Raw genomic sequence first — 18,618 nt, 5'->3', positions numbered from 1 at the left:
CACCTGGCCGGCGCAGCCCCGAAAGACTGCCACGGAGACCCCCATGAAGATCGCCATCCTCGACGACTACCAGGATGTAGTACGCCACCTCGATTGCTTCAGCCTGCTCGACGGTCACGACGTCAAGGTATTCACCAATACCATCCGTGGTACCGGCCAGCTGGTGGCGCGCCTGTCACCCTTCGACGCCGTGGTGCTGATCCGCGAACGCACTGCCCTGACCCGACCCGTCCTGGAAAAGCTGCCCCTGCTCAAGCTGATCTCGCAGACCGGCAAGGTCAGTGGCCATGTCGACGTGGCTGCCGCCACCGAACGCGGCATCGCCATTGTCGAAGGCGTGGGCGACCCGACCGCGCCGGCCGAACTGACCTGGGCACTGATCATGGCGGCCATGCGCCGGGTGCCGCAGTATTGCAGCGCGCTGCGTGCCGGTGCCTGGCAGCAGGTCTCGCCCACCCCGCACCTGAACCTGCTGGGCACTGCACTCAAGGGCCGCACGCTGGGCATCTGGGGCTACGGCAAGATCGGTCGCATGGTGGCAGGCTATGGTCGCGCCTTCGGCATGCAGGTGCTGGTGTGGGGCCGCGAGGCCAGCCGCGAACAGGCAGTCAAGGATGGCTACCAGGCTGCTGCCAGCAAGGAAGCCTTCTTCGCCCAGGCCGATGTACTGAGCCTGCACCTGCGCCTGAACGACGCCACCCGCGGCATCGTCAAGGCGGCTGACCTGGCACTGATGAAGCCGACGGCGTGCTTCGTCAACACCAGCCGCGCCGAGCTGGTCGAGCCGGACGCGCTGGAAGCCGCACTGGCGGCAGGACGCCCCGGCCTGGCCGGGCTCGATGTCTTCGAGCGCGAACCCTTGCCGGTGGACTCCCCCCTGCTGAAGATGGATAACGTGGTGGCCACCCCGCACCTGGGGTATGTGGAAAAGGACGGCTACGAACTCTACTTCCGCGCCGCCTTCCGGAACATCGTGGACTATGCCGCCGGCACGCCCGCGAACGTGCTCAATCCTGAGGTTCTGGGGTGATGCGATGGATGGTGCGCACCGGCGGCTGATACACCGACTGCGGCATCGGGCCGCCTGACTTCCACAGGTGCCGCCAGCCCGGCGGCCATGGCAGCGGTGGCCCGGCATACTCCGGGACATTGCGCCGCACCGGAATGACCGGCAGATGCTCCGGCATGCTGCCGTTGTAGTGCCAGCCCAGGCTGAACGCATAATCCGGCAGCAAGGTGGCGCACACCAGCTCGAACCAGTTGGCGTGCTCCTGGTCCTCGCCCAGCGCCTGCGCCAGCCCGTGCGGATCGAACTGCGCCAGCAGGCGTGCCAGTTCCTGCGGCGAGGCCGAGGGGCCATCGCCCCAGCCCAACACCGGATTGAAGTTGTAATCGGCGCCCGAACCATACCAGCCCTCCCGCCACGGCCGCTCGATCCAGTTGCGCGGGCCGCTGAACAGGTGCCAGCGCCAGTGCAGCCCGGACGGTTTGGGCCAGCTGTAGAGATAGAGCCGCTGATAACCGGCGCGATGCAGTTCGCGCACCATCTCCATGAGCCGGGCATGCGGCATGCGGTCCGGCGGGGTGCGACGGAACAGGATGGGCGTGCCATCGGCGTGCTGCACTTCGTCGGAGGACAGGTTCAGATCCAGCGTACGCACTTCACTGCCGAAACGCGCAGAAATCCAGCCCGTCAACAGGTTGACGAGCACGATCACGCCATAGCCGCGATGGCGGTGGAAGATAACGGTGCCGGGTGCCAAAGGTTTCATATCCGGACCATTATAGATGTCCTTGCAGAATCGCATTGGCGACCAGGCCGCAACGCGTGCGCCACGGTCGCACCAGGCAGGAAACCGCCGCGGCTGCGTGTAAGATAGCGGCTGGCCCGTGCCGGAACTGCCGTTCCCCGCGCCATTGGAGCGTTCCTTGCTTGATCCCCGGAACACCCTTTTCTCGATTTCTCGATTTTTTGACCAGTTGGAAGATAGGAAGACCATGAGCCTGCGCATCATCGCCACCGGCGGCACCTTCGACAAGCACTATGACGAAATCGCAGGCCAGCTTGGCTTCGGCGAAAGCCACCTGCCGGACGTCATCGCCCGTGCCCGCATCACCACCGAAGTGTCCCTCGAAATCCTGCGCCTGCTCGATTCGCTGGAGATGCAGGATGGCGATCGCCAGCGCGTCCTGGCGGCCTGCCAGGCCTCGCAGCAACAGGCCATTGTCATCGTGCACGGCACCGATACCATGCAGCAGACCGCCCAGGTGCTGGGCCAGGCGCTGACCGACAAGACCGTGGTGCTGACCGGCGCCATGATCCCCTACGAGATCGCCAACTCCGATGCCCTGTTCAATTTCGGCTTCGCCTGCGGCGTGGCGCAAGTGCTGCCACCGGGTGTGTATGTGGCGATGAATGGACGCATCTTCGCCTGGAACAAGGTCGCCAAGAACCGCAGTGCCGGCGTCTTCGAGCCGATCTGAAATGGTACCGGCCGCCCTGCGCTAGCGGGGTTGCTGCTGCGCCCACTCCCGACAGAACGACAACAGCGCCGCCAGGCTGGGCGAAGCTGCCCGGTGACGGCTGACGACCATGTAGAAATGACGGCGCAAGGTCGGCAACGGGGTCTCCAGTTCGACCAGCTTGTCGGACTCGATCAGGTCCTCCACCACCGAGCGCGACAGGCAACTGATACCCAAACCCTCGGCGGTGGCACGCTTGATGGCCTCCGAATTGCCGAATTCGAACGACGACGGCAAGTGATGCAGATAGGGAATCAAGGCATGCTCGACCGCCTCGCGCGTGCCTGAACCTGCCTCCCGCAAGAGCCAGTCGGCCTCGCGCAACATCTTCAGCGTGATCTTGCGGCCGCCCGTGACAATGGGATGCGCGGGCGCGGCCACCACGATCAGCTCGTCCATCATCCACGGTTCGACCTGCACGTCATCGGCGTGGCAGGGGCCTTCGATCAGGCCGGCATCGACCTCGAAATTGACCACCGCATCGACGATGTCGGCCGTATTGGCCACCAGCGCCCGTACCCGTGCACCGGCGTGCTCCCGGCGATAGGCCGCGATCATGGCCGGCAACAGATAGCTGCCGATGGTGGTGGAGGCCCCCAGATGCAGCTCGCTGCCGGAGGCCGGGTCGTTGAACTGGCGCTCGATGGTATGGGCAGCGTCCAGCATGTGGCGTGCCTGCGGCAGCAGCTGCCGTCCGCTGTCGTTCAAGACCAGCCGCTTGCCGACGCGGTCGAACAGCTGCACGCCCAGCAGACTCTCCAGCTCATTGAGTGAAGCGCTGGCCGCCGATTGCGACAATGCGACCAGCCCGGCTGCGGCCGTGGTCGAACCCGACTGGGCCACGGCCAGGAAGATCTGCAATTGCCTAAGTGTGATCCGCATATTTTCCCCAATATCCCCCAGATGCATTCCCGGCGCCCGGGAGCCACCATCAATCTACCCATTTAACAGGTAGATATTAGCAAAACAACGTGTTTTTCTTTTATATCCAGCCCACGTACAGTGCACTCCATCAACTGAACTGATCTATCGAACACATCCTGTGTGGAGAGCATCATGCGTACCGCAACCCAAACTTCCCCCCTGCATCCCGCGCTGGCCGGCATCGTCCTCTCGGGCGCGGTGGCGTGGGTCGCCATGCGCCTGGGCGATATCGCCTGGCTGCAGAATCACGGCTTTTCGGCACTGACGGTGGCCATCGTGCTGGGCATCATCCTGGGCAATACCGTCTATGCGCGCATGGGCGCCTACTGTGGCGAGGGGGTGCGCTTTTCCAAGCAGACGCTGCTGCGCGCCGGCATCATCCTGTACGGCTTTCGCCTGACCTTCCAGGACATCGCCCATGTCGGCATCTCCGGGGTGGTGATCGATGCGGCCATGCTGCTTTCCACCTTCGGTCTGGCCTGGCTGGTCGGTACCCGGGTGCTGAAGCTGGATCGCGATGCCGCGTTGCTGATCGGCGCCGGCAGCTCGATCTGTGGCGCGGCCGCGGTGATGGCAACCGAACCGGTACTGCGGGCACGCAGCGAAGAGGTCACCGTGGCGGTATCGACGGTGGTGATCTTCGGCTCCCTGGCCATCTTCCTCTATCCGCTGCTCTACACCTTGCAGGCCGAACCGGTCTGGGGCATGCGCCTGCCGGACTTCGGCGTCTACATCGGTTCCACCGTCCATGAAGTGGCGCAAGTGCTGGCTGCGGCGCGCTCCATCGACCAGCATACGGCCGACGTGGCGGTGATCACCAAGATGGTCCGCGTGATGATGCTGGCGCCCTTCCTGCTGATGCTGTCCATGCGGGTCGCTCCGCGCAGCTCGGCTCAGCAACACCAACCGCACCAGCAGCGCAAGCTGTCCATTCCCTGGTTTGCCTTTGCCTTCATCGGCGTGGTGATCTTCAACTCCTTCTTCCCGCTGCCGGCCCAGGTCAACCAGGTGCTGCTGCAGATCGATACCCTGATGCTGGCCATGGCCATGGCCGCCCTGGGTCTGTCCACCCACCTCTCGGCCCTGCGCAGCGCCGGCATCAAGCCGATGATCCTGGGTGCAGTGCTGTTCGCCTGGCTGGTGATCGGTGGCGCACTGGTCAACGGCGCACTGGGACGCTTGCTGGCCTGAGTGTTGGCACCAGACTGAAAAAAAGCGCGGTCTCCCTGGGGAGCCGCGCTTTTCGCATGCGGAAATGACTGCCAGACAGGGGACGTCACTCAGTGCAAGCCGCCGCGCTGGGACAATTCACGGATGATGCGTATCGTATCGATATCGGCCTCCTGATAGGCCTGGCGCCGGAAATTGTCGTAGAAGGCTTCGGAACCATCGATATCGGCCGGCTTGCCATCGTCGTACTCGAAGCGCACGAACAGCACCTCGGCCTGCGGCTCCTCGATGGTCATGCTCATGCGCGAGGCCGGGATGTCACCCTGCGCCGGCACTTCGTAGAGCACCTGGATCTGCGGCAGGTAGCTCACCTTGTCGATGATCACCAGTTCGCCATAGCGCAACTCGCGATGCACGCCCTCCAGGCTCTTGTCGGACAGGCGGCACTCGTCCAGGTGCGGCATGAACAGGCGCGGCGACTCCGCCCGCAGGACCAGGCCATGCCACAGCTCGTCGCGGCTCAGGGTGTCGATCAGCGGGTTGAGCGGATCGTTGATCTGGATGAGGTGATTGAATTTCATGTTTGCACTCGTTTAGTCTGGCCACGCTGGGTGAGCCCATGCGCGCATTGTCCCACAGGGCCGGTCCGCCGGTAGCGACCTGAAGCGGCCGGGCTGCAGGCGGACTGCTACAATGGCGCCTCTTTTCCACCCCCTGCCGCCGCCGATACCCTCCGTATGTCCGCCCCTTCTTTCGGCCTGAACAAGCCACAAAGCGAAGCCGTCCACTACATGGCCGGACCTTGCCTGGTGCTGGCCGGGGCCGGCTCGGGCAAGACCCGGGTGATCACGCAGAAGATCGCACACCTGATCGAGAACTGCGGTTACGAATCGCGCAACATCGCCGCGCTGACCTTCACCAACAAGGCTGCGCTGGAAATGCAGGAGCGTATCGCCAAGCTGTTGAAGGACCCGAAACAGGCCAAGCACCTCACGGTGTCGACCTTCCATTCGCTGGGGGTGAAGATACTGCGGCAGGAGTCCAAGCATCTGGGGCTGAAGGACCGCTTTTCAATCATGGACAGCGACGATTGTTTTTCCCTGGTGCAAGAACTGGCGGTGACCACCGACAAGGCCATCATCCGCGGCATCCAGAATGCCATCTCGCTGTGGAAGAACGGCCTGGTCGATCCGACACTGGCAGAGAAGAACGCCCGCACCGAGGACGAGGCCCAGGCGGCCCGCATCTATCGCAGCTATGTCGCCACGCTCAAGGCCTACCAGGCAGTGGACTTCGACGACCTGATCCGCCTGCCGGTGGAACTGTTCCGCAGCAACGAGGAAGTGCGCGACCGCTGGCAGCGCAAGCTGCGCTATCTGCTCATCGATGAATACCAGGACACCAACACCTGCCAGTACGAACTGGTCAAGTTGCTGGTCACCGGCGTGGGCAAGAAGCCCATGTTCACCGCCGTGGGCGATGACGACCAGGCCATCTATGCCTGGCGCGGCGCCACCATCGAAAACCTCAAGCTGCTGGGCGTGGACTTCCCCAACCTGCATCTGATCAAGCTGGAACAGAACTACCGCTCCAGCACACGCATCCTGCAGGCGGCCAATGCGGTCATTTCCAACAACCCCAAGCTGTTCGACAAGACGCTCTGGTCGGAACACGGTCTGGGCGATCCGATCAGCGTGATGGCCATGGATGACGAGGAAGCCGAAGCCGACCAGATCGCCATCACCCTCTCGGCGCACCGCTTTGAACGGCGCGCCAAGTTCGCCGACTACGCCATCCTGTATCGCGGCAACCACCAGGCCCGCATCCTGGAAAAATCGCTGCGGCGCGAACGCATTCCCTACGTCATGTCGGGCGGACGGAGCTACTTCGACCGCGCCGAGATCAAGGACATCATTGCCTACCTGCGCCTGATCGCCAATCAGGACGACGACCCGGCCTTCATCCGCGCCGTCACCACCCCGCGCCGGGGCGTCGGCCAGGCCACGCTGGAAGTGCTTGGTACGCTGGCCGGGCAATGGCAGTGCTCGCTGTTCGAAGCCGTCTACAAGGGCGGTCTGGAAGACAAGCTGACCGACCGCCAGCTGCTGCCGCTGCGCAAGTTCTGCGACTTCATCAATGCACTGGAGTCGCGTGCCACCCGCCCCGGACCCTCCGGCAGCGGTGCCGAGGCCGGCCGCGTGCTGGACGACATGATGGAGGCCATCAACTACGAGTTCTACCTCTATGACAGCTTCGAGGAGCGCGCCGCCCAGGCACGCTGGCAGAACGTGGTGGACTTCATCAACTGGCTGAAGGAACGCGCCTGCGGTGGCCGTGATGGCGACGGCGAGGAAAAGAACCTGCTGGAGATCACCCAGATGGTGGCCCTGATGAGCATGCTCGAAGGCCGCGACGAAGAGCAGGATGCAGTGCGCATGTCGACCCTGCACGCCTCCAAGGGACTGGAGTTTCCGCACGTGTTCCTGGTCGGCGTGGAAGAAGGCATCCTGCCCCACAAGGGCGACCCCGATACCCCGCCCGAAGCCGCCGCCGCACGCGTGGAAGAAGAACGCCGGTTGATGTATGTCGGCATCACCCGCGCCCAGCGCTCGCTGCACCTGTCCTGGTGCAAGCGCCGCAAGCGCGCCAAGGAAGTGATCGAGTGCCAGATTTCGCGCTTCGTGAAGGAGATGCGGCTGGACGAAGGCGAGGCAGTGCCGCAGGAAAGTGAAAAGATCACGCCCCAGGCGCGGCTGGCCAATCTGAAGGCCTTGTTGCAGAAACCTCGTCCGACGCCGGAAGGAAGTTGAGCCTGGCCGCGCCAGGGCGTTCAAAACGTGGCAAAAATGTCGTCCACACGCACATAAATTGTGCGATTTGCCCGGATTTGATGTGCAAGCGCCCGCCCCGGCCGTCTCGCGGTTTAAAATGCCGCCTGCTAAAAAATCCCCGAGTTTCACCGGAGCAACATCGCCGGCTGTGCCATCCGCGCGTGCCGCCTTGCTCCGCCCAACCATTCCAGACAAGGAAATCCACAAGATGATCAAGATGTTCTCCCGCCACGCCCGCGCGCTGGCGCTGACCGCCGGCTTCGTCGGCATGCTGGGCCTGGCTGCCTGCGGCAAGCAGGAAGACAAGAGCGCCGCTGGCGCCGCGCCGCAGGCCGCCCCGGCACGCGTGTATGTGGTCGGCGTGGAATCGGCCTATGCGCCCTTCTCCTCGGAAAACGAACAGAAGGAAGTGGTCGGCTTCGACATCGACATCATGAAGGCGCTGGCCAAGAAGATCGGCATCGAAGTCAAGTTCGTGCCGACCCCGTTCGAAGGCTTCTTCAACTTCCTGGCGCAGGGCGACCGTGACCTGCTGATCTCGGCCATCACCATCACCGACGAGCGCAAGAAGTCGGTGGCCTTCTCCGAGCCCTACTTCGTGGCCACCCAGACCATCGCCCTGCCGGCCGCTGATACCAAGGTCAGCAAGATGACCGACCTGAAGCCCCTGACCGTGGGTACCCAGAGCGCCACCTCCGGTGACGAACTGGTGCAGCAGGTGCTGGGCAAGAACAGCGCCAAGATCAAGCGCTTCGACTCGACCCCGCTGGCCCTGAAGGAACTGGAAAGCGGCGGCGTCGATGCGGTCGTGGCCGATGAGCCGGTGGTCAAGAACTACATCGCCAACAACCCCAACAGCAAACTGCGCACCGTCACCGATCCGGATTTCCCCAAGGAAGACTACGGCATCGCCGTGCGCAAGGATGATCCGGAACTGCTGGCCAGGATCAACAAGGGCCTGGCCGAGATGAAGGCCGATGGCAGCTTTGCCGCCATCAGCGCACAATACTTCGGCAAGTAAGCCGACCGCTGCCAAGACAGGACGGCGGCGCCATGCCGCCGTCCTGCATTTTCGACACCCGATTTCTTCAATCACCGATCGAGTCCGACATGGATTTCCGCTGGAGCATCATCCAAGGCTATGCGCCGCTGTTCGCCAAGGGCGTTCTCATGACCTTGCAGGTGTCGCTGATCAGTATCCTGATCGGCACCGTGATCGGCTTGCTGGTGGGCATGCTGCGCCTGGCCGAGGTACAGCACGGCGCCTGGAAGTGGCCGCTCAGATGCCTGCGCTGGCTGTCCGGCTTCTATGTGGCCTTCTTCCGTGGCACGCCGTTGTTCGTGCAGATCATGCTGATCCACTTTGCAGTGATGCCTTTGCTGGTGCAGCAGGAGCATGGCCTCCTGATCAGCGGCGAACTGGCCCGGACCATCAAGCAGGACTACGGCGCCTTCCTGTCGGGTACGGTGGCCTTGTCGCTCAACGCCGGGGCCTACATCTCGGAAATCTTCCGTGCCGGCATCCAGTCCATCGAGCGCGGCCAGTCCTATGCCGCCGCCAGCCTGGGCATGAACTACGGCCTGACGATGCGCTACGTGGTGCTGCCCCAGGCCTTTCGCCGCATGCTGCCTCCGTTGGGCAACGAAGCCATCACGCTGCTGAAGGATTCCTCCCTGGTCTCGGCCATCGGCCTGGCCGAACTGGCGTATGCGGCCCGTACCGTGGCCGGCACCTATGCCCGCTACTGGGAACCGTATATCACCATCTCGGTGCTGTATTTCTCCATGACCATCTGCCTGGCGCTGGTCGTGTCGCGCCTGGAAAACAAGTACAGCGCACCGCATCGTCGTTGATCGCAGCTGACCACTACTGACCGCCACCGCAGCAATGTGCGGCAATCGCGTGCGCTCAGCGCAGGCGGGCGGTATCATCCCGCGCATGACACAGATGCAGACTCTCCCAAGCAACACCCCTGGCAACGGCCGCGCAATCGTGATCGGTGCCGGCCCGGCCGGGCTGATGGCGGCCGAAGTGCTGGCCGCCCATGGCCTGGCCGTGGACGTCTATGACGCCATGCCCTCGGCCGGCCGCAAGTTCCTGCTGGCCGGGCGCGGCGGCATGAACATCACGCACTCCGAAGCGCAGCCCGACTTCCTGCCGCGCTACGGCAATCGCCGCGAGCAGGTCGCGCCCTTCGTGCGCCGCTTCGATGCGGATCGCCTGCGCCAGTGGATCCATGATCTCGGCATCGAGACCTTCGTCGGCAGTTCCGGCCGGGTCTTTCCGCGCGAGATGAAGGCTGCACCGCTGCTGCGCGCCTGGCTGCATCGCCTGCGCGAATCCGGCGTGCGCCTGCACATGCGCCATCGCTGGCTGGGCTGGCAGGACGATGGCAGCCTGCGTCTGGCCGGCCCCGAGGGCGACATCAGCGTGCGCGCCGACGCCGTGGTCCTGGCCCTGGGCGGAGCGAGCTGGCCGCGCCTGGGCTCGGACGGCAGCTGGGTGCCATTGCTGCGTGAACGGCAGGTCGAGGTCGCTGCGCTGCAGCCCTCCAACTGCGGCTTCGAACTGGACTGGAGCGAACACTTCCGCGAGCGCTTCGCCGGCCAACCGGTCAAGCCGGTGGTCGCCAGTACCGCGCTGCCCAGCGGCGGCGTACAGAATCGTCGCGGTGAATTCATCGTCACCGCACAAGGCATCGAAGGTAGCCTGGTCTATGCCATGTCGGCCGCCCTGCGCGAGACCATCGCCAGCACCGGATCGGCCCGCCTCTACCTGGACCTGCTGCCGGACTGGTCGCTGGAAAAGGTGGAAGCCGAGCTGGCCCATCCACGGGGCGCCCGCTCGCTGTCCAGCCACCTGCAGAGCCGCCTGCATCTCAAGGGCGTCAAGGCCGGCCTGCTGCGCGAACTGATGAGCAAGGAAGATTTCGCCGACATGGGCAAGCTGGCGCGTGCCATCAAGGCACTGCCGCTGCCGGTGTTGCGACCGCGTCCGATCGAGGAAGCCATCAGCAGTGCCGGTGGCGTCAGCTTCGAGGCGCTGGACGACGCACTGATGCTGCGCGCCCTGCCGGGTGTGTTCTGCGCCGGCGAAATGCTGGACTGGGAAGCGCCCACGGGCGGCTACCTGCTCACCGCCTGCTTCGCCACCGGCCATGCCGCCGGCCTTGGCGTAGTCCAATGGCTCAAGGACGAAGGCCGCCATGCCGGCCTGGCCACCCCCTCTACGGAAGGACAGAAGTGATCAACGAAGACCGCATCATCGACATCGAGATGAAGATCGCCCATCAGGAAGACCTGGTGGATGAGCTGAACCAGACCGTCTATCGCCAGCAGAAGAAGATCGAAGAACTGGAAATGCTGCTGCATGCCCTGGCCAAACGCTTCAAGGAAATGTCCGACAGCAGCCAGGATCGTGCGGCGGCCAATGAAAGGCCGCCGCATTACTGAACCATAGGCGACGGCACTGTCGCGGGATGGAGAATTCAGGGACGGACGTGGACAATCCGACATCGCTTGTGTCGGGACGGACGTGTAAAATCTTCCTTTTTGCCCCTGCCTCCGGAAGCCTATGTGGTTTAAGAATCTACAGATCTATCGTCTGCCCGCACCGTGGGCGATCAACGCCGACGAACTCGAATCCCACCTGGCACCGCAGGCCTTCACCGCCTGCTCCAGCCTGGACATGCAAAGCCAGGGCTGGGTCCCGCCGCGCAACAATGAAAAGCTGGTGCATGTAGTGAACCGCCAGCTGTTGCTCAAGCTCGATACCGAAAAGAAACTGCTGCCCTCGACCGTCATCAACCAGGTCACCAAGGCCCGCGCCGCCGAGCTGGAAGAACAGCAAGGCTTCCCGCCCGGCCGCAAGCAGACCAAGGAATTGAAGGAGCAGGTCACCGATGAGCTGCTGCCACGCGCCTTTTCCATCGTGCGCAGCACCTGGGTGTGGATCGATCCGGTCAATGGCTGGCTGCTGGTCGATGCCGGCTCGCCCTCCAAGGCCGAGGAAGTCCTGAAACTGCTTTTCAAGGCCATTCCGAAGTTCCCGCTGGAAACGCTGCGCACCGTCATGTCGCCAGGCGCGGCGATGACAGACTGGCTGGTCAGCGATGAAGCCCCCAACGGCTTCACCGTCGACCAGGATACCGAACTGCGCTCCACCGCCGAGAGCAAGGCCACCGTGCGCTATGTCCGCCACGCACTGGAAGCGGAAGACATCCGCCGCCACATCGAGGCCGGCAAGCAGTGCACCCGCCTGGCCCTGACCTGGGCGGACAAGGTGTCCTTCGTGCTGACCGAGAACCTGTCGGTCAAGCGCATCGCGCCGCTGGACGTGCTCAAGGAAGACAGCGAAATCGCCGGCAAGAACGACGACGAACGCTTCGACGGCGATTTCATGCTGATGAGCGGCGAACTGGCCAAGCTGCTGGCCGCGCTGGTGGACGCCCTGGGCGGCCAGTTGAAGGAAAATGACGGCACCCTGGCACGAGCGGCCTGAGGACTAAGGCCTGAGCTGCTGCAAGCAAGCCAATGAACAACGGGAGCCTCGGCTCCCGTTTTTTTATGTCCCTTGCCAGCACTGGCATCGCAGTGTCAACTGCCCGCTTCCACCAGCACGCTCTCCAGCGGCAGCATGGCGTGCTTGAGCGTGGCGGCCAGCCGCGCATTGGACACTCCGTCCCGGGCGCCCAGCGCCAGTCCATTGAGGAAGCTGGTGTAGAAATCGCCCAGCGCGGTCACGTCGGCATCGGCGCGAATCTCCCCATCGCGTTGCGCCTGCAGCAGGCGGGCACGGATCTCGTTGCGGCGCTTGTGCCGGCGTTGTGACAGCGCATCACTGTGTTCGCTGTTCTCGGGGGCACAGTTGATGGCGGAAATCACCACCATGCAGCCTTTGCCAACCGGCAATCCTGGTAACTCGGATTTGCCGGAATACATGCGCACGCTGGCGCGCAGCATGGCCTGCAGATCTTCGCGTATGCCCTTTCCAGCCTGCAACAGGCGCAAGGGTTCGGCGCTGACGGTGCGCGAATAGACTTCCACCACCTCCCGGAACAAGGCATCCTTGTCGCCAAAGGCGGCGTACAGGCTCGGGGCCTTCACGCCGATGGCATCGGTCAGGTCGGCCATGGTGGTGCCTTCGTAACCCTTGTTCCAGAAGACTTGCATGGCCTGGCGCAATGCCTGATCGCGATCGAAACTGCGCGGGCGGCCGCGGGTTCTTATCATCGGTGTCCTTTGCGGGGTGTTACCCCAATCGGTAATGGATTCGTCAGGCAGTGTAGTTTATTTTAATCGGGGTTACAAAAATAATTGCAAACCCCTTGAATAATCCCGCAGTCGTTTCTATTATCTAATGCTCGTTACATAAATAAGTGTGTACCGAACAGGATTGGTGGTCCATGACCACCTGTTTTCCACCTCATCAGTCAAATAGGCACCCATCGAAAGGACATGCCATGAGCCGCAAGACCCGAATAGAAAACTACCGCAACATCGGTATCAGCGCCCACATCGACGCGGGCAAGACCACGACCACCGAGCGCATTCTTTTTTATACGGGTGTGAATCACAAGATCGGCGAAGTGCATAACGGTGCGGCCACCATGGACTGGATGGAGCAGGAGCAGGAACGCGGCATCACCATCACCTCGGCCGCCACCACCGCCTTCTGGAAAGGCATGGCCGGCAATTACCCCGAGCACCGCATCAACATCATCGACACCCCGGGCCACGTGGACTTCACCATCGAGGTGGAGCGTTCCATGCGCGTGCTGGATGGCGCGGTGATGGTGTACGACTCGGTGGGTGGCGTGCAACCGCAGTCCGAGACCGTCTGGCGCCAGGCCAACAAGTACAAGGTGCCGCGCATCGCCTTCGTCAACAAGATGGACCGCATCGGCGCAGACTTCTTCCGCGTGCAGCGTCAGATCGAGGAACGCCTGAAGGGCAAAGCCGTCCCCATCCAGATTCCGGTGGGCGCGGAAGACCACTTCTCGGGCGTGATCGACCTGGTCAAGATGAAGGCCATCATCTGGGACGAGGCCAGCCAGGGCGTGCTGTTCAAGTACGAAGACATCCCGCTGGAGCTGGAAGAGACCGCACGCGAATGGCGCGACCGCATGGTCGAGCAGGCCGCCGAGGCCAATGAGGAATTGCTGGAGAAATACCTCTCCGGCACGCCCCTGACCGAGGACGACATCAAGCGCGGCCTGCGCCTGCGCACGGTAGCCAACGAGATCGTGCCGATGCTGGCCGGCAGCGCCTTCAAGAACAAGGGCGTGCAGGCCATGTTGGATGCGGTGATCGACTACCTGCCCTCGCCCATCGACGTGCCGGCCATCGCCGGCCATGCCGAGGACGACAGCGAGATCGAGCGCCATCCGTCGGACGAGGAACCGTTCTCGGCCCTGGCCTTCAAGATCATGACCGACCCGTTCGTGGGGCAACTGACCTTCTTCCGCGTGTATTCCGGCCTCATCAACTCCGGCGACACGGTCTACAACCCGCTGAAGGGCAGGAAGGAACGCCTGGGCCGCATCCTGCAGATGCACGCCAACGAGCGCAAGGAGATCAAGGAAGTGTTCGCCGGCGATATCGCGGCGGCCGTGGGTCTGAAGGACGTGACCACCGGTGACACCCTGTCGGACCCGGAGCACCCGATCATCCTGGAACGCATGATCTTCCCGGAACCGGTGATCTCGCAGGCGGTGGAACCGAAGACCAAGGCCGACCAGGAAAAGATGGGCATTGCCCTGAACCGCCTGGCGCAGGAGGATCCGTCCTTCCGCGTGCATACCGACGAGGAATCGGGCCAGACCATCATGTCGGGCATGGGCGAGCTGCACCTGGAAATCCTGGTGGACCGCATGAAGCGCGAGTTCAACGTCGAAGCCACCGTCGGCAAGCCGCAGGTGGCCTACCGCGAAGCGATCCGCAAGGGCGTGGAAGACGTGGAAGGCAAGTTCGTCAAGCAGTCCGGAGGACGCGGTCAGTACGGTCATGTGGTGATCAAGCTGGAGCCGCAACCGGCCGGCAAGGGCTATGAATTCGTCGATGCCATCAAGGGTGGCGTGGTCCCGCGCGAATTCATCCCGGCGGTCGACAAGGGTATCCAGGAATCGCTCAAGGCTGGTGTGCTGGCGGGGTATCCGGTAGTGGACGTGAAGGCCACGCTGACCTTCGGGTCGTATCACGACGTGGACTCCAACGAAAACGCCTTCCGCATGGCGGGCTCGATGGCCTTCAAGGAAGCGATGAAGCGCGCCGGCCCCATGCTGCTGGAGCCGATGATGCAGGTCGAGGTCGAAACGCCCGAGGAATTCATGGGCAACGTGATGGGCGACCTGTCCTCGCGGCGCGGGATGGTGCAGGGCATGGAAGACATGGTGGGCGGCGGCAAGCTGGTGCGCGCCGAAGTCCCTCTGTCGGAAATGTTCGGCTACTCGACCACGCTGCGTTCACTGTCGCAGGGTCGCGCCACCTACTCGATGGAGTTCAAGCACTATGCCGAGGCGCCACGGCAGGTGGTGGAGCAGTTGACCGGTAACAAGGCCCGCGGCTGATTGCCTGGCCTGCGCAGGCAACCGGGGTTCTACGCCGGGTAGTCACAAAGCCGGGGCATCTTGCGATGTCCCGGCTTTATTTTTAGAGACGGCCAGTCAACGTGGCTGGTTGACCTTCTCCCTGGCCATCGACAGGGCAATCGCCGCCGCCACGACCAGGCTCGCCGAGATCACATACAGGCCATTGTTGGTGCTGTGCGTGACATCCTTGATCCAGCCGACGATGAAGGGGCTGACAAAACCCGCCAGGTTGCCCACCGAGTTGATGACTGCGATCCCTGCGGCGGCAGCGGCACCCCGCAGGAAGGCCGGTGGCAGACACCAGAACTGCGCCAGGCCGGTAATGATGCCCATGGTCGCCAGCGTCAGCGTGGCCACGGCCACCAGCGGCGTCTGCGGCAGCAGGGTACTGGCAATCAGGCCGACCATCCCCAACAGCGCCGGCAGGGCCACGTGCCAGCGGCGTTCACCGGTGCGATCGGAATGCGTGCTGGTCCAGATCATTGCCAGGGTGGCCGCAGCATAGGGGATCGCGACCAGCCAGCCGATGGTTTCAGGGCTGCTCACACCGGAGGCCTTGATCAGCGTCGGCAACCAGAAGCCGATGCCATACAGGCCCATGATGAAACCGAAGTAGGCCGCCGACAGCACCCACACCATCGGATGGCGGAAGCCACCCAGCATCGAATGCTCGCTGACCTTGGCGTCGTCGGCGTCGATATTGGCCTGCAGCAGGCGCTTCTCGTCATCGTTGAGCCAGGAAGCCTTGTTGATCCCGTCGTCCAGGTATTTGAGCACCATCACGCCCAGCAGCAGCGAAGGCAAGGCTTCGATCAGGAACAGCCACTTCCATCCCGCCATGCCATGCGCACCATCGAAGGTCGCCAGGATCCAGCCCGACAGCGGACCGCCCAGTACCCCGGCCATGGGGATGCCGGTCATGAACAGCGACGTCACCTTGGAGCGCCGGGCCGAGGGATACCAGTAGGTCAGGTAGAGGATGATGCCAGGGAAGAAGCCGGCCTCCGCCACGCCCAGGAAGAAGCGCATGATGTAGAAGACGGTAGGCGTCTGCACGAACATCATGGCGCCGGAGATGATGCCCCAGCTGAACATGATGCGGGCAATCCAGCGACGCGCGCCGAAGCGATGCAGCATCAGGTTGCTGGGTACTTCGAAGATGAAATACCCGAGGAAGAAGATGCCGGCGCCCAGACCGTACACGGCCTCGGAAAACTGCAGTTCATTCAGCATCTGCAGCTTGGCGAACCCGACGTTGACGCGGTCGAGATAGGCGACCACGTAGCAGATGAAGAGGAAGGGAATCAGGCGCCAGGTGACTTTGGCATATAGCCGCTCTTCGGCGGCCGGCGCAAGCCCGGCGTGGCCGGTGGCGATAGTGGTGGTCATGGGGTCTCCGTTGTGATGGGGTACTGCTGGCCGGCCACCTCTGCGGGGGCTCGGCCGCTATTGCCGGCTCAGGTGAACATGTCGGGCTGGGTCGCCACCAGGTCGTCGTAGATGGGCTGGAAGTGTAACCAGCCGATATAGTCGCTACCGACGTGTTCGCGGCTGTAGCGGGCCTTGTCTTCGGGCACCAGGCGCGGCGTCTGGCCGCTGGCGGCGATGAGCAACTGCTGTTTGCAGCAGCGTTCCAGGGCGATGAACCAGAAGGCGGCCGATTCGATGCTGTGGCGGCTGGCGGTCAACAGCCCGTGGTTCTGATGGATGGCCGCCTTCACGCCGGCAAAGGCATTGGCCACGCGATGCCCGGCCTTGACCTCGACGGCGACCTGGCCGGCCTCGTCGCCGATGACCACGTGGTCTTCGAAAAAGGCGGCGGCATCCTGGCTGATCGGCAACAGCGGCTGGCCCAGCGTGGAGAAAGCGGTGCCGTATTCGGTATGGGCATGGCACATGGCGACGATCTCCGGATGCGCTTCGTGCACGGCCGCATGCAACACGAAACCGGCGCGGTTGACAGCATAGTCACCTTCGACCACGCGACCTTCGTGATCCACCAGGATCAGGTTGGACATACGCACCTGATTGAAATGCACGGCCATCGGATTGGTCCAGTACAGGTGGGGACGTTCCGGGTCACGCACCGTCAGGTGGCCGGCGAAACCGTAGTCGAAGCCTTGCTGTGCGAAGGCGCGGCAGGCCGCGACCAGACGCTTCTTGAGGTAGAGACGCTGTTCGTCGAAGCTCTTGAACTCGGGAATCTCGGGGAACCTCAGGCCCAGTTGCTCGGGCTGGTAGACGGATGTGCGTTTGACGGTGTCGAGCATGATGCGGTCTCCTGTTATCGGGAATGAAGGGGCGCAGGTAGTCTTCCTGACGGCTGGCTGCCATGGTGGCAGTACGCCCGCGCGTTGACAAAAGACCTGTTTTCACCGATTGTTGAATCCGGCTCAACCATAAGCCGTTCCGCCGCACACTCCACCCTGCCAGCCATCCGCCATGCGCAAACTGCCGTCCTTCTTCTCGCTACGTGCCTTCGAGGCTGCTGCCCGGCTGGGCAGTTTCACACTGGCGGCACAGGAGCTGCACCTGACCACCTCGGCCATCAGTCACCAGGTGCGCTCGCTCGAGGAGTGGTGCGGCAAGGAGTTGTTCATCCGCCAGACCCGGCGGGTGACGCTGACCCTCCAGGGGCAGCTGTTTCTGGGCAAGCTCTCCCCGGCCTTCGATGCGATCGAAGACGCCTGTGCGGTGTTCCGCCAGGCCGATGAGCGGGCCGTACTGGCGGTGCATTGCGCGCCCAGCTTTGCCAGCAAGTGGTTGAGTCCGCGCCTGGGGCAGTTCATGCAGGCGCATCCGGCGATCACCCTGCAGATGTCCACCAGTGCCGAGCCCATCGACCTGCAGCGCGACGCCGCCATCGATATCGACATTGCCTACGGCGCCCCGCCGCACCGCGATGGTGTCCTCGTCGAAGCCCTGGGCATGGAACCGACCATACCGCTGTGCTCTCCGGCTCTGCTGCAGCGTCATGCCATCCGGGGGCCGCTGGATCTGCTGGAACTGACCCTGATCGAATCCAAGCTCAATCCGGTTCGCTGGAAGGACTGGTTCGACCTGCACGGCGTCCGCTTGCCGCCGCGCGCCCATCCCTCCTTTGACCGTGGCTCGCTGGCAGTAGCCGCCGCCGTCGATGGCCTGGGCGTGGCGCTGGAGACGGCGCGCTTCGCCGAGACCGAACTGGCGCGCGGCGACCTGGTGCGGCTGGACGAGAATGTCTTCAAGTCCATCCAGAAGGAAATGCACTTCCTGTGCTATCGCCGGGGAGACGCCGGCATGCGGGCGGTGAAGGCATTCAGGGAATGGATACGTGCGGCAGCGGGTGAACCCGACGAGGACCACGTGCAACGCGACTAGGGCTCCACGGTCTCGAATAATTCCGAAAAATAGGGAAAACCAATTCAACTGAGAAGCCAACTCAGCATCCCAGGTTTCGCCAGTTTTGCTATTGCAAGACTTGCAAATAAAACCCGAAACCTTCTTCTTACCCCCGATTGAATTCGGGATGATGTGTTCCTTTGAATCGTTGGATTGATTCAACTCATCCCTGCATAGCTGACATTTTTTGCCGTTTATTT

The 18,618-nt window shown here is 63.2% G+C and carries 17 protein-coding genes and 1 pseudogene; 11 read left to right on the top strand and 7 right to left on the bottom strand.

Going from position 1 to position 18,618, the window contains the following annotated elements; all coding sequences use genetic code 11:
* Positions 1-43: 43 nt before the first annotated feature.
* A complete protein-coding gene (locus HFRIS_RS01300) occupies positions 44-1,030 on the top strand; it encodes a D-2-hydroxyacid dehydrogenase family protein (protein WP_006461393.1) in 987 nt (328 codons plus the stop codon).
* Here HFRIS_RS01300 and HFRIS_RS01295 read toward each other — a convergent pair.
* Positions 1,008-1,772, bottom strand: coding sequence for a hypothetical protein (locus HFRIS_RS01295; protein WP_006461391.1), 765 nt, complete (start codon positions 1,770-1,772; stop codon positions 1,008-1,010). The two genes, HFRIS_RS01300 and HFRIS_RS01295, sit on opposite strands and share 23 nt — an antisense overlap.
* Positions 1,773-1,998: 226 nt before the next feature.
* Here HFRIS_RS01295 and HFRIS_RS01290 point away from each other — a divergent pair, with 226 nt between their 5' ends.
* Entirely contained in the window at positions 1,999-2,484 is a 486-nt protein-coding gene (locus tag HFRIS_RS01290) for an asparaginase domain-containing protein (protein WP_006461390.1), read from the top strand.
* Between the two features lie 21 nt (positions 2,485-2,505).
* On the opposite strand, the gene HFRIS_RS01285 is transcribed toward HFRIS_RS01290, so the two are convergent.
* Positions 2,506-3,405: a LysR family transcriptional regulator gene (locus HFRIS_RS01285; protein ID WP_039873821.1), complete on the bottom strand. Its 900-nt coding sequence runs from the start codon at positions 3,403-3,405 to the stop codon at positions 2,506-2,508.
* 174 nt (positions 3,406-3,579) lie between these two features.
* Here HFRIS_RS01285 and HFRIS_RS01280 point away from each other — a divergent pair, with 174 nt between their 5' ends.
* A complete protein-coding gene (locus tag HFRIS_RS01280; RefSeq protein WP_006461388.1) occupies positions 3,580-4,638 on the top strand; it encodes a YeiH family protein in 1,059 nt (352 codons plus the stop codon).
* 89 nt (positions 4,639-4,727) lie between these two features.
* Here the strand turns inward: HFRIS_RS01280 and HFRIS_RS01275 are convergent, their stop codons facing one another.
* Positions 4,728-5,198 (bottom strand): SRPBCC family protein, encoded by a 471-nt coding sequence (locus HFRIS_RS01275; protein ID WP_006461387.1) that lies wholly within the window; start codon positions 5,196-5,198, stop codon positions 4,728-4,730.
* A gap of 156 nt (positions 5,199-5,354) precedes the next feature.
* Here HFRIS_RS01275 and HFRIS_RS01270 point away from each other — a divergent pair, with 156 nt between their 5' ends.
* The 6 genes from HFRIS_RS01270 to HFRIS_RS01245 all read left to right on the top strand — a co-directional run bounded on the left by HFRIS_RS01270 (position 5,355) and on the right by HFRIS_RS01245 (position 11,949).
* A complete protein-coding gene (locus HFRIS_RS01270) occupies positions 5,355-7,427 on the top strand; it encodes a UvrD-helicase domain-containing protein (RefSeq protein WP_006461386.1) in 2,073 nt (690 codons plus the stop codon).
* 229 nt (positions 7,428-7,656) lie between these two features.
* Positions 7,657-8,469 (top strand): basic amino acid ABC transporter substrate-binding protein, encoded by an 813-nt coding sequence (locus HFRIS_RS01265; RefSeq protein ID WP_006461385.1) that lies wholly within the window; start codon positions 7,657-7,659, stop codon positions 8,467-8,469.
* A gap of 89 nt (positions 8,470-8,558) precedes the next feature.
* Positions 8,559-9,302 carry an amino acid ABC transporter permease gene (locus HFRIS_RS01260; RefSeq protein ID WP_006461384.1) on the top strand — a complete coding sequence of 248 codons (744 nt, stop codon included), beginning with the start codon at positions 8,559-8,561 and terminating at the stop codon, positions 9,300-9,302.
* A gap of 94 nt (positions 9,303-9,396) precedes the next feature.
* Positions 9,397-10,695: a TIGR03862 family flavoprotein gene (locus HFRIS_RS01255; RefSeq protein WP_081626810.1), complete on the top strand. Its 1,299-nt coding sequence runs from the start codon at positions 9,397-9,399 to the stop codon at positions 10,693-10,695.
* Complete coding sequence (locus HFRIS_RS01250) at positions 10,692-10,901, top strand: SlyX family protein (protein WP_006461382.1); 210 nt, start codon at positions 10,692-10,694, stop codon at positions 10,899-10,901. The genes HFRIS_RS01255 and HFRIS_RS01250 overlap by 4 nt, the downstream gene beginning before the upstream one ends.
* 121 nt (positions 10,902-11,022) lie before the next feature.
* The gene (locus HFRIS_RS01245; RefSeq protein WP_006461381.1) at positions 11,023-11,949 is read left to right on the top strand and encodes a recombination-associated protein RdgC; all 927 of its coding nucleotides are present in this window, start codon (positions 11,023-11,025) and stop codon (positions 11,947-11,949) included.
* A gap of 95 nt (positions 11,950-12,044) precedes the next feature.
* On the opposite strand, the gene HFRIS_RS01240 is transcribed toward HFRIS_RS01245, so the two are convergent.
* The gene (locus HFRIS_RS01240; RefSeq protein ID WP_006461380.1) at positions 12,045-12,680 is read right to left on the bottom strand and encodes a TetR/AcrR family transcriptional regulator; all 636 of its coding nucleotides are present in this window, start codon (positions 12,678-12,680) and stop codon (positions 12,045-12,047) included.
* 230 nt (positions 12,681-12,910) lie between these two features.
* On the opposite strand from HFRIS_RS01240, the gene fusA reads away from it, so the two are divergent.
* On the top strand, positions 12,911-15,016 hold the full coding sequence (fusA, locus tag HFRIS_RS01235; RefSeq protein WP_006461379.1) for an elongation factor G: 2,106 nt from the start codon (positions 12,911-12,913) through the stop codon (positions 15,014-15,016).
* Between the two features lie 96 nt (positions 15,017-15,112).
* Here fusA and HFRIS_RS01230 read toward each other — a convergent pair whose 3' ends face one another.
* Together HFRIS_RS01230 and HFRIS_RS01225 are read right to left on the bottom strand one after the other, a co-directional pair.
* A complete protein-coding gene (locus tag HFRIS_RS01230) occupies positions 15,113-16,426 on the bottom strand; it encodes an MFS transporter (protein WP_006461378.1) in 1,314 nt (437 codons plus the stop codon).
* A 68-nt stretch (positions 16,427-16,494) separates the two neighbouring features.
* Positions 16,495-17,307, bottom strand: coding sequence for a class II aldolase/adducin family protein (locus tag HFRIS_RS01225; protein WP_006461377.1), 813 nt, complete (start codon positions 17,305-17,307; stop codon positions 16,495-16,497).
* A gap of 172 nt (positions 17,308-17,479) precedes the next feature.
* On the opposite strand from HFRIS_RS01225, the gene HFRIS_RS01220 reads away from it, so the two are divergent.
* Complete coding sequence (locus HFRIS_RS01220; protein ID WP_006461376.1) at positions 17,480-18,397, top strand: LysR substrate-binding domain-containing protein; 918 nt, start codon at positions 17,480-17,482, stop codon at positions 18,395-18,397.
* Between the two features lie 57 nt (positions 18,398-18,454).
* Here HFRIS_RS01220 and HFRIS_RS26045 read toward each other — a convergent pair.
* Positions 18,455-18,616: pseudogene (locus HFRIS_RS26045) on the bottom strand (HNH endonuclease); the annotation flags it as partial.
* Positions 18,617-18,618 lie beyond the last annotated feature (2 nt).

Origin of the sequence: Herbaspirillum frisingense GSF30, from assembly GCF_000300975.2 — a bacterium.
GTDB lineage: Bacteria > Pseudomonadota > Gammaproteobacteria > Burkholderiales > Burkholderiaceae_D > Herbaspirillum > Herbaspirillum frisingense.
The sequence above is the reverse complement of the archived record's forward strand: the minus strand, read 5'-3'. Positions and strand labels throughout refer to the sequence as shown.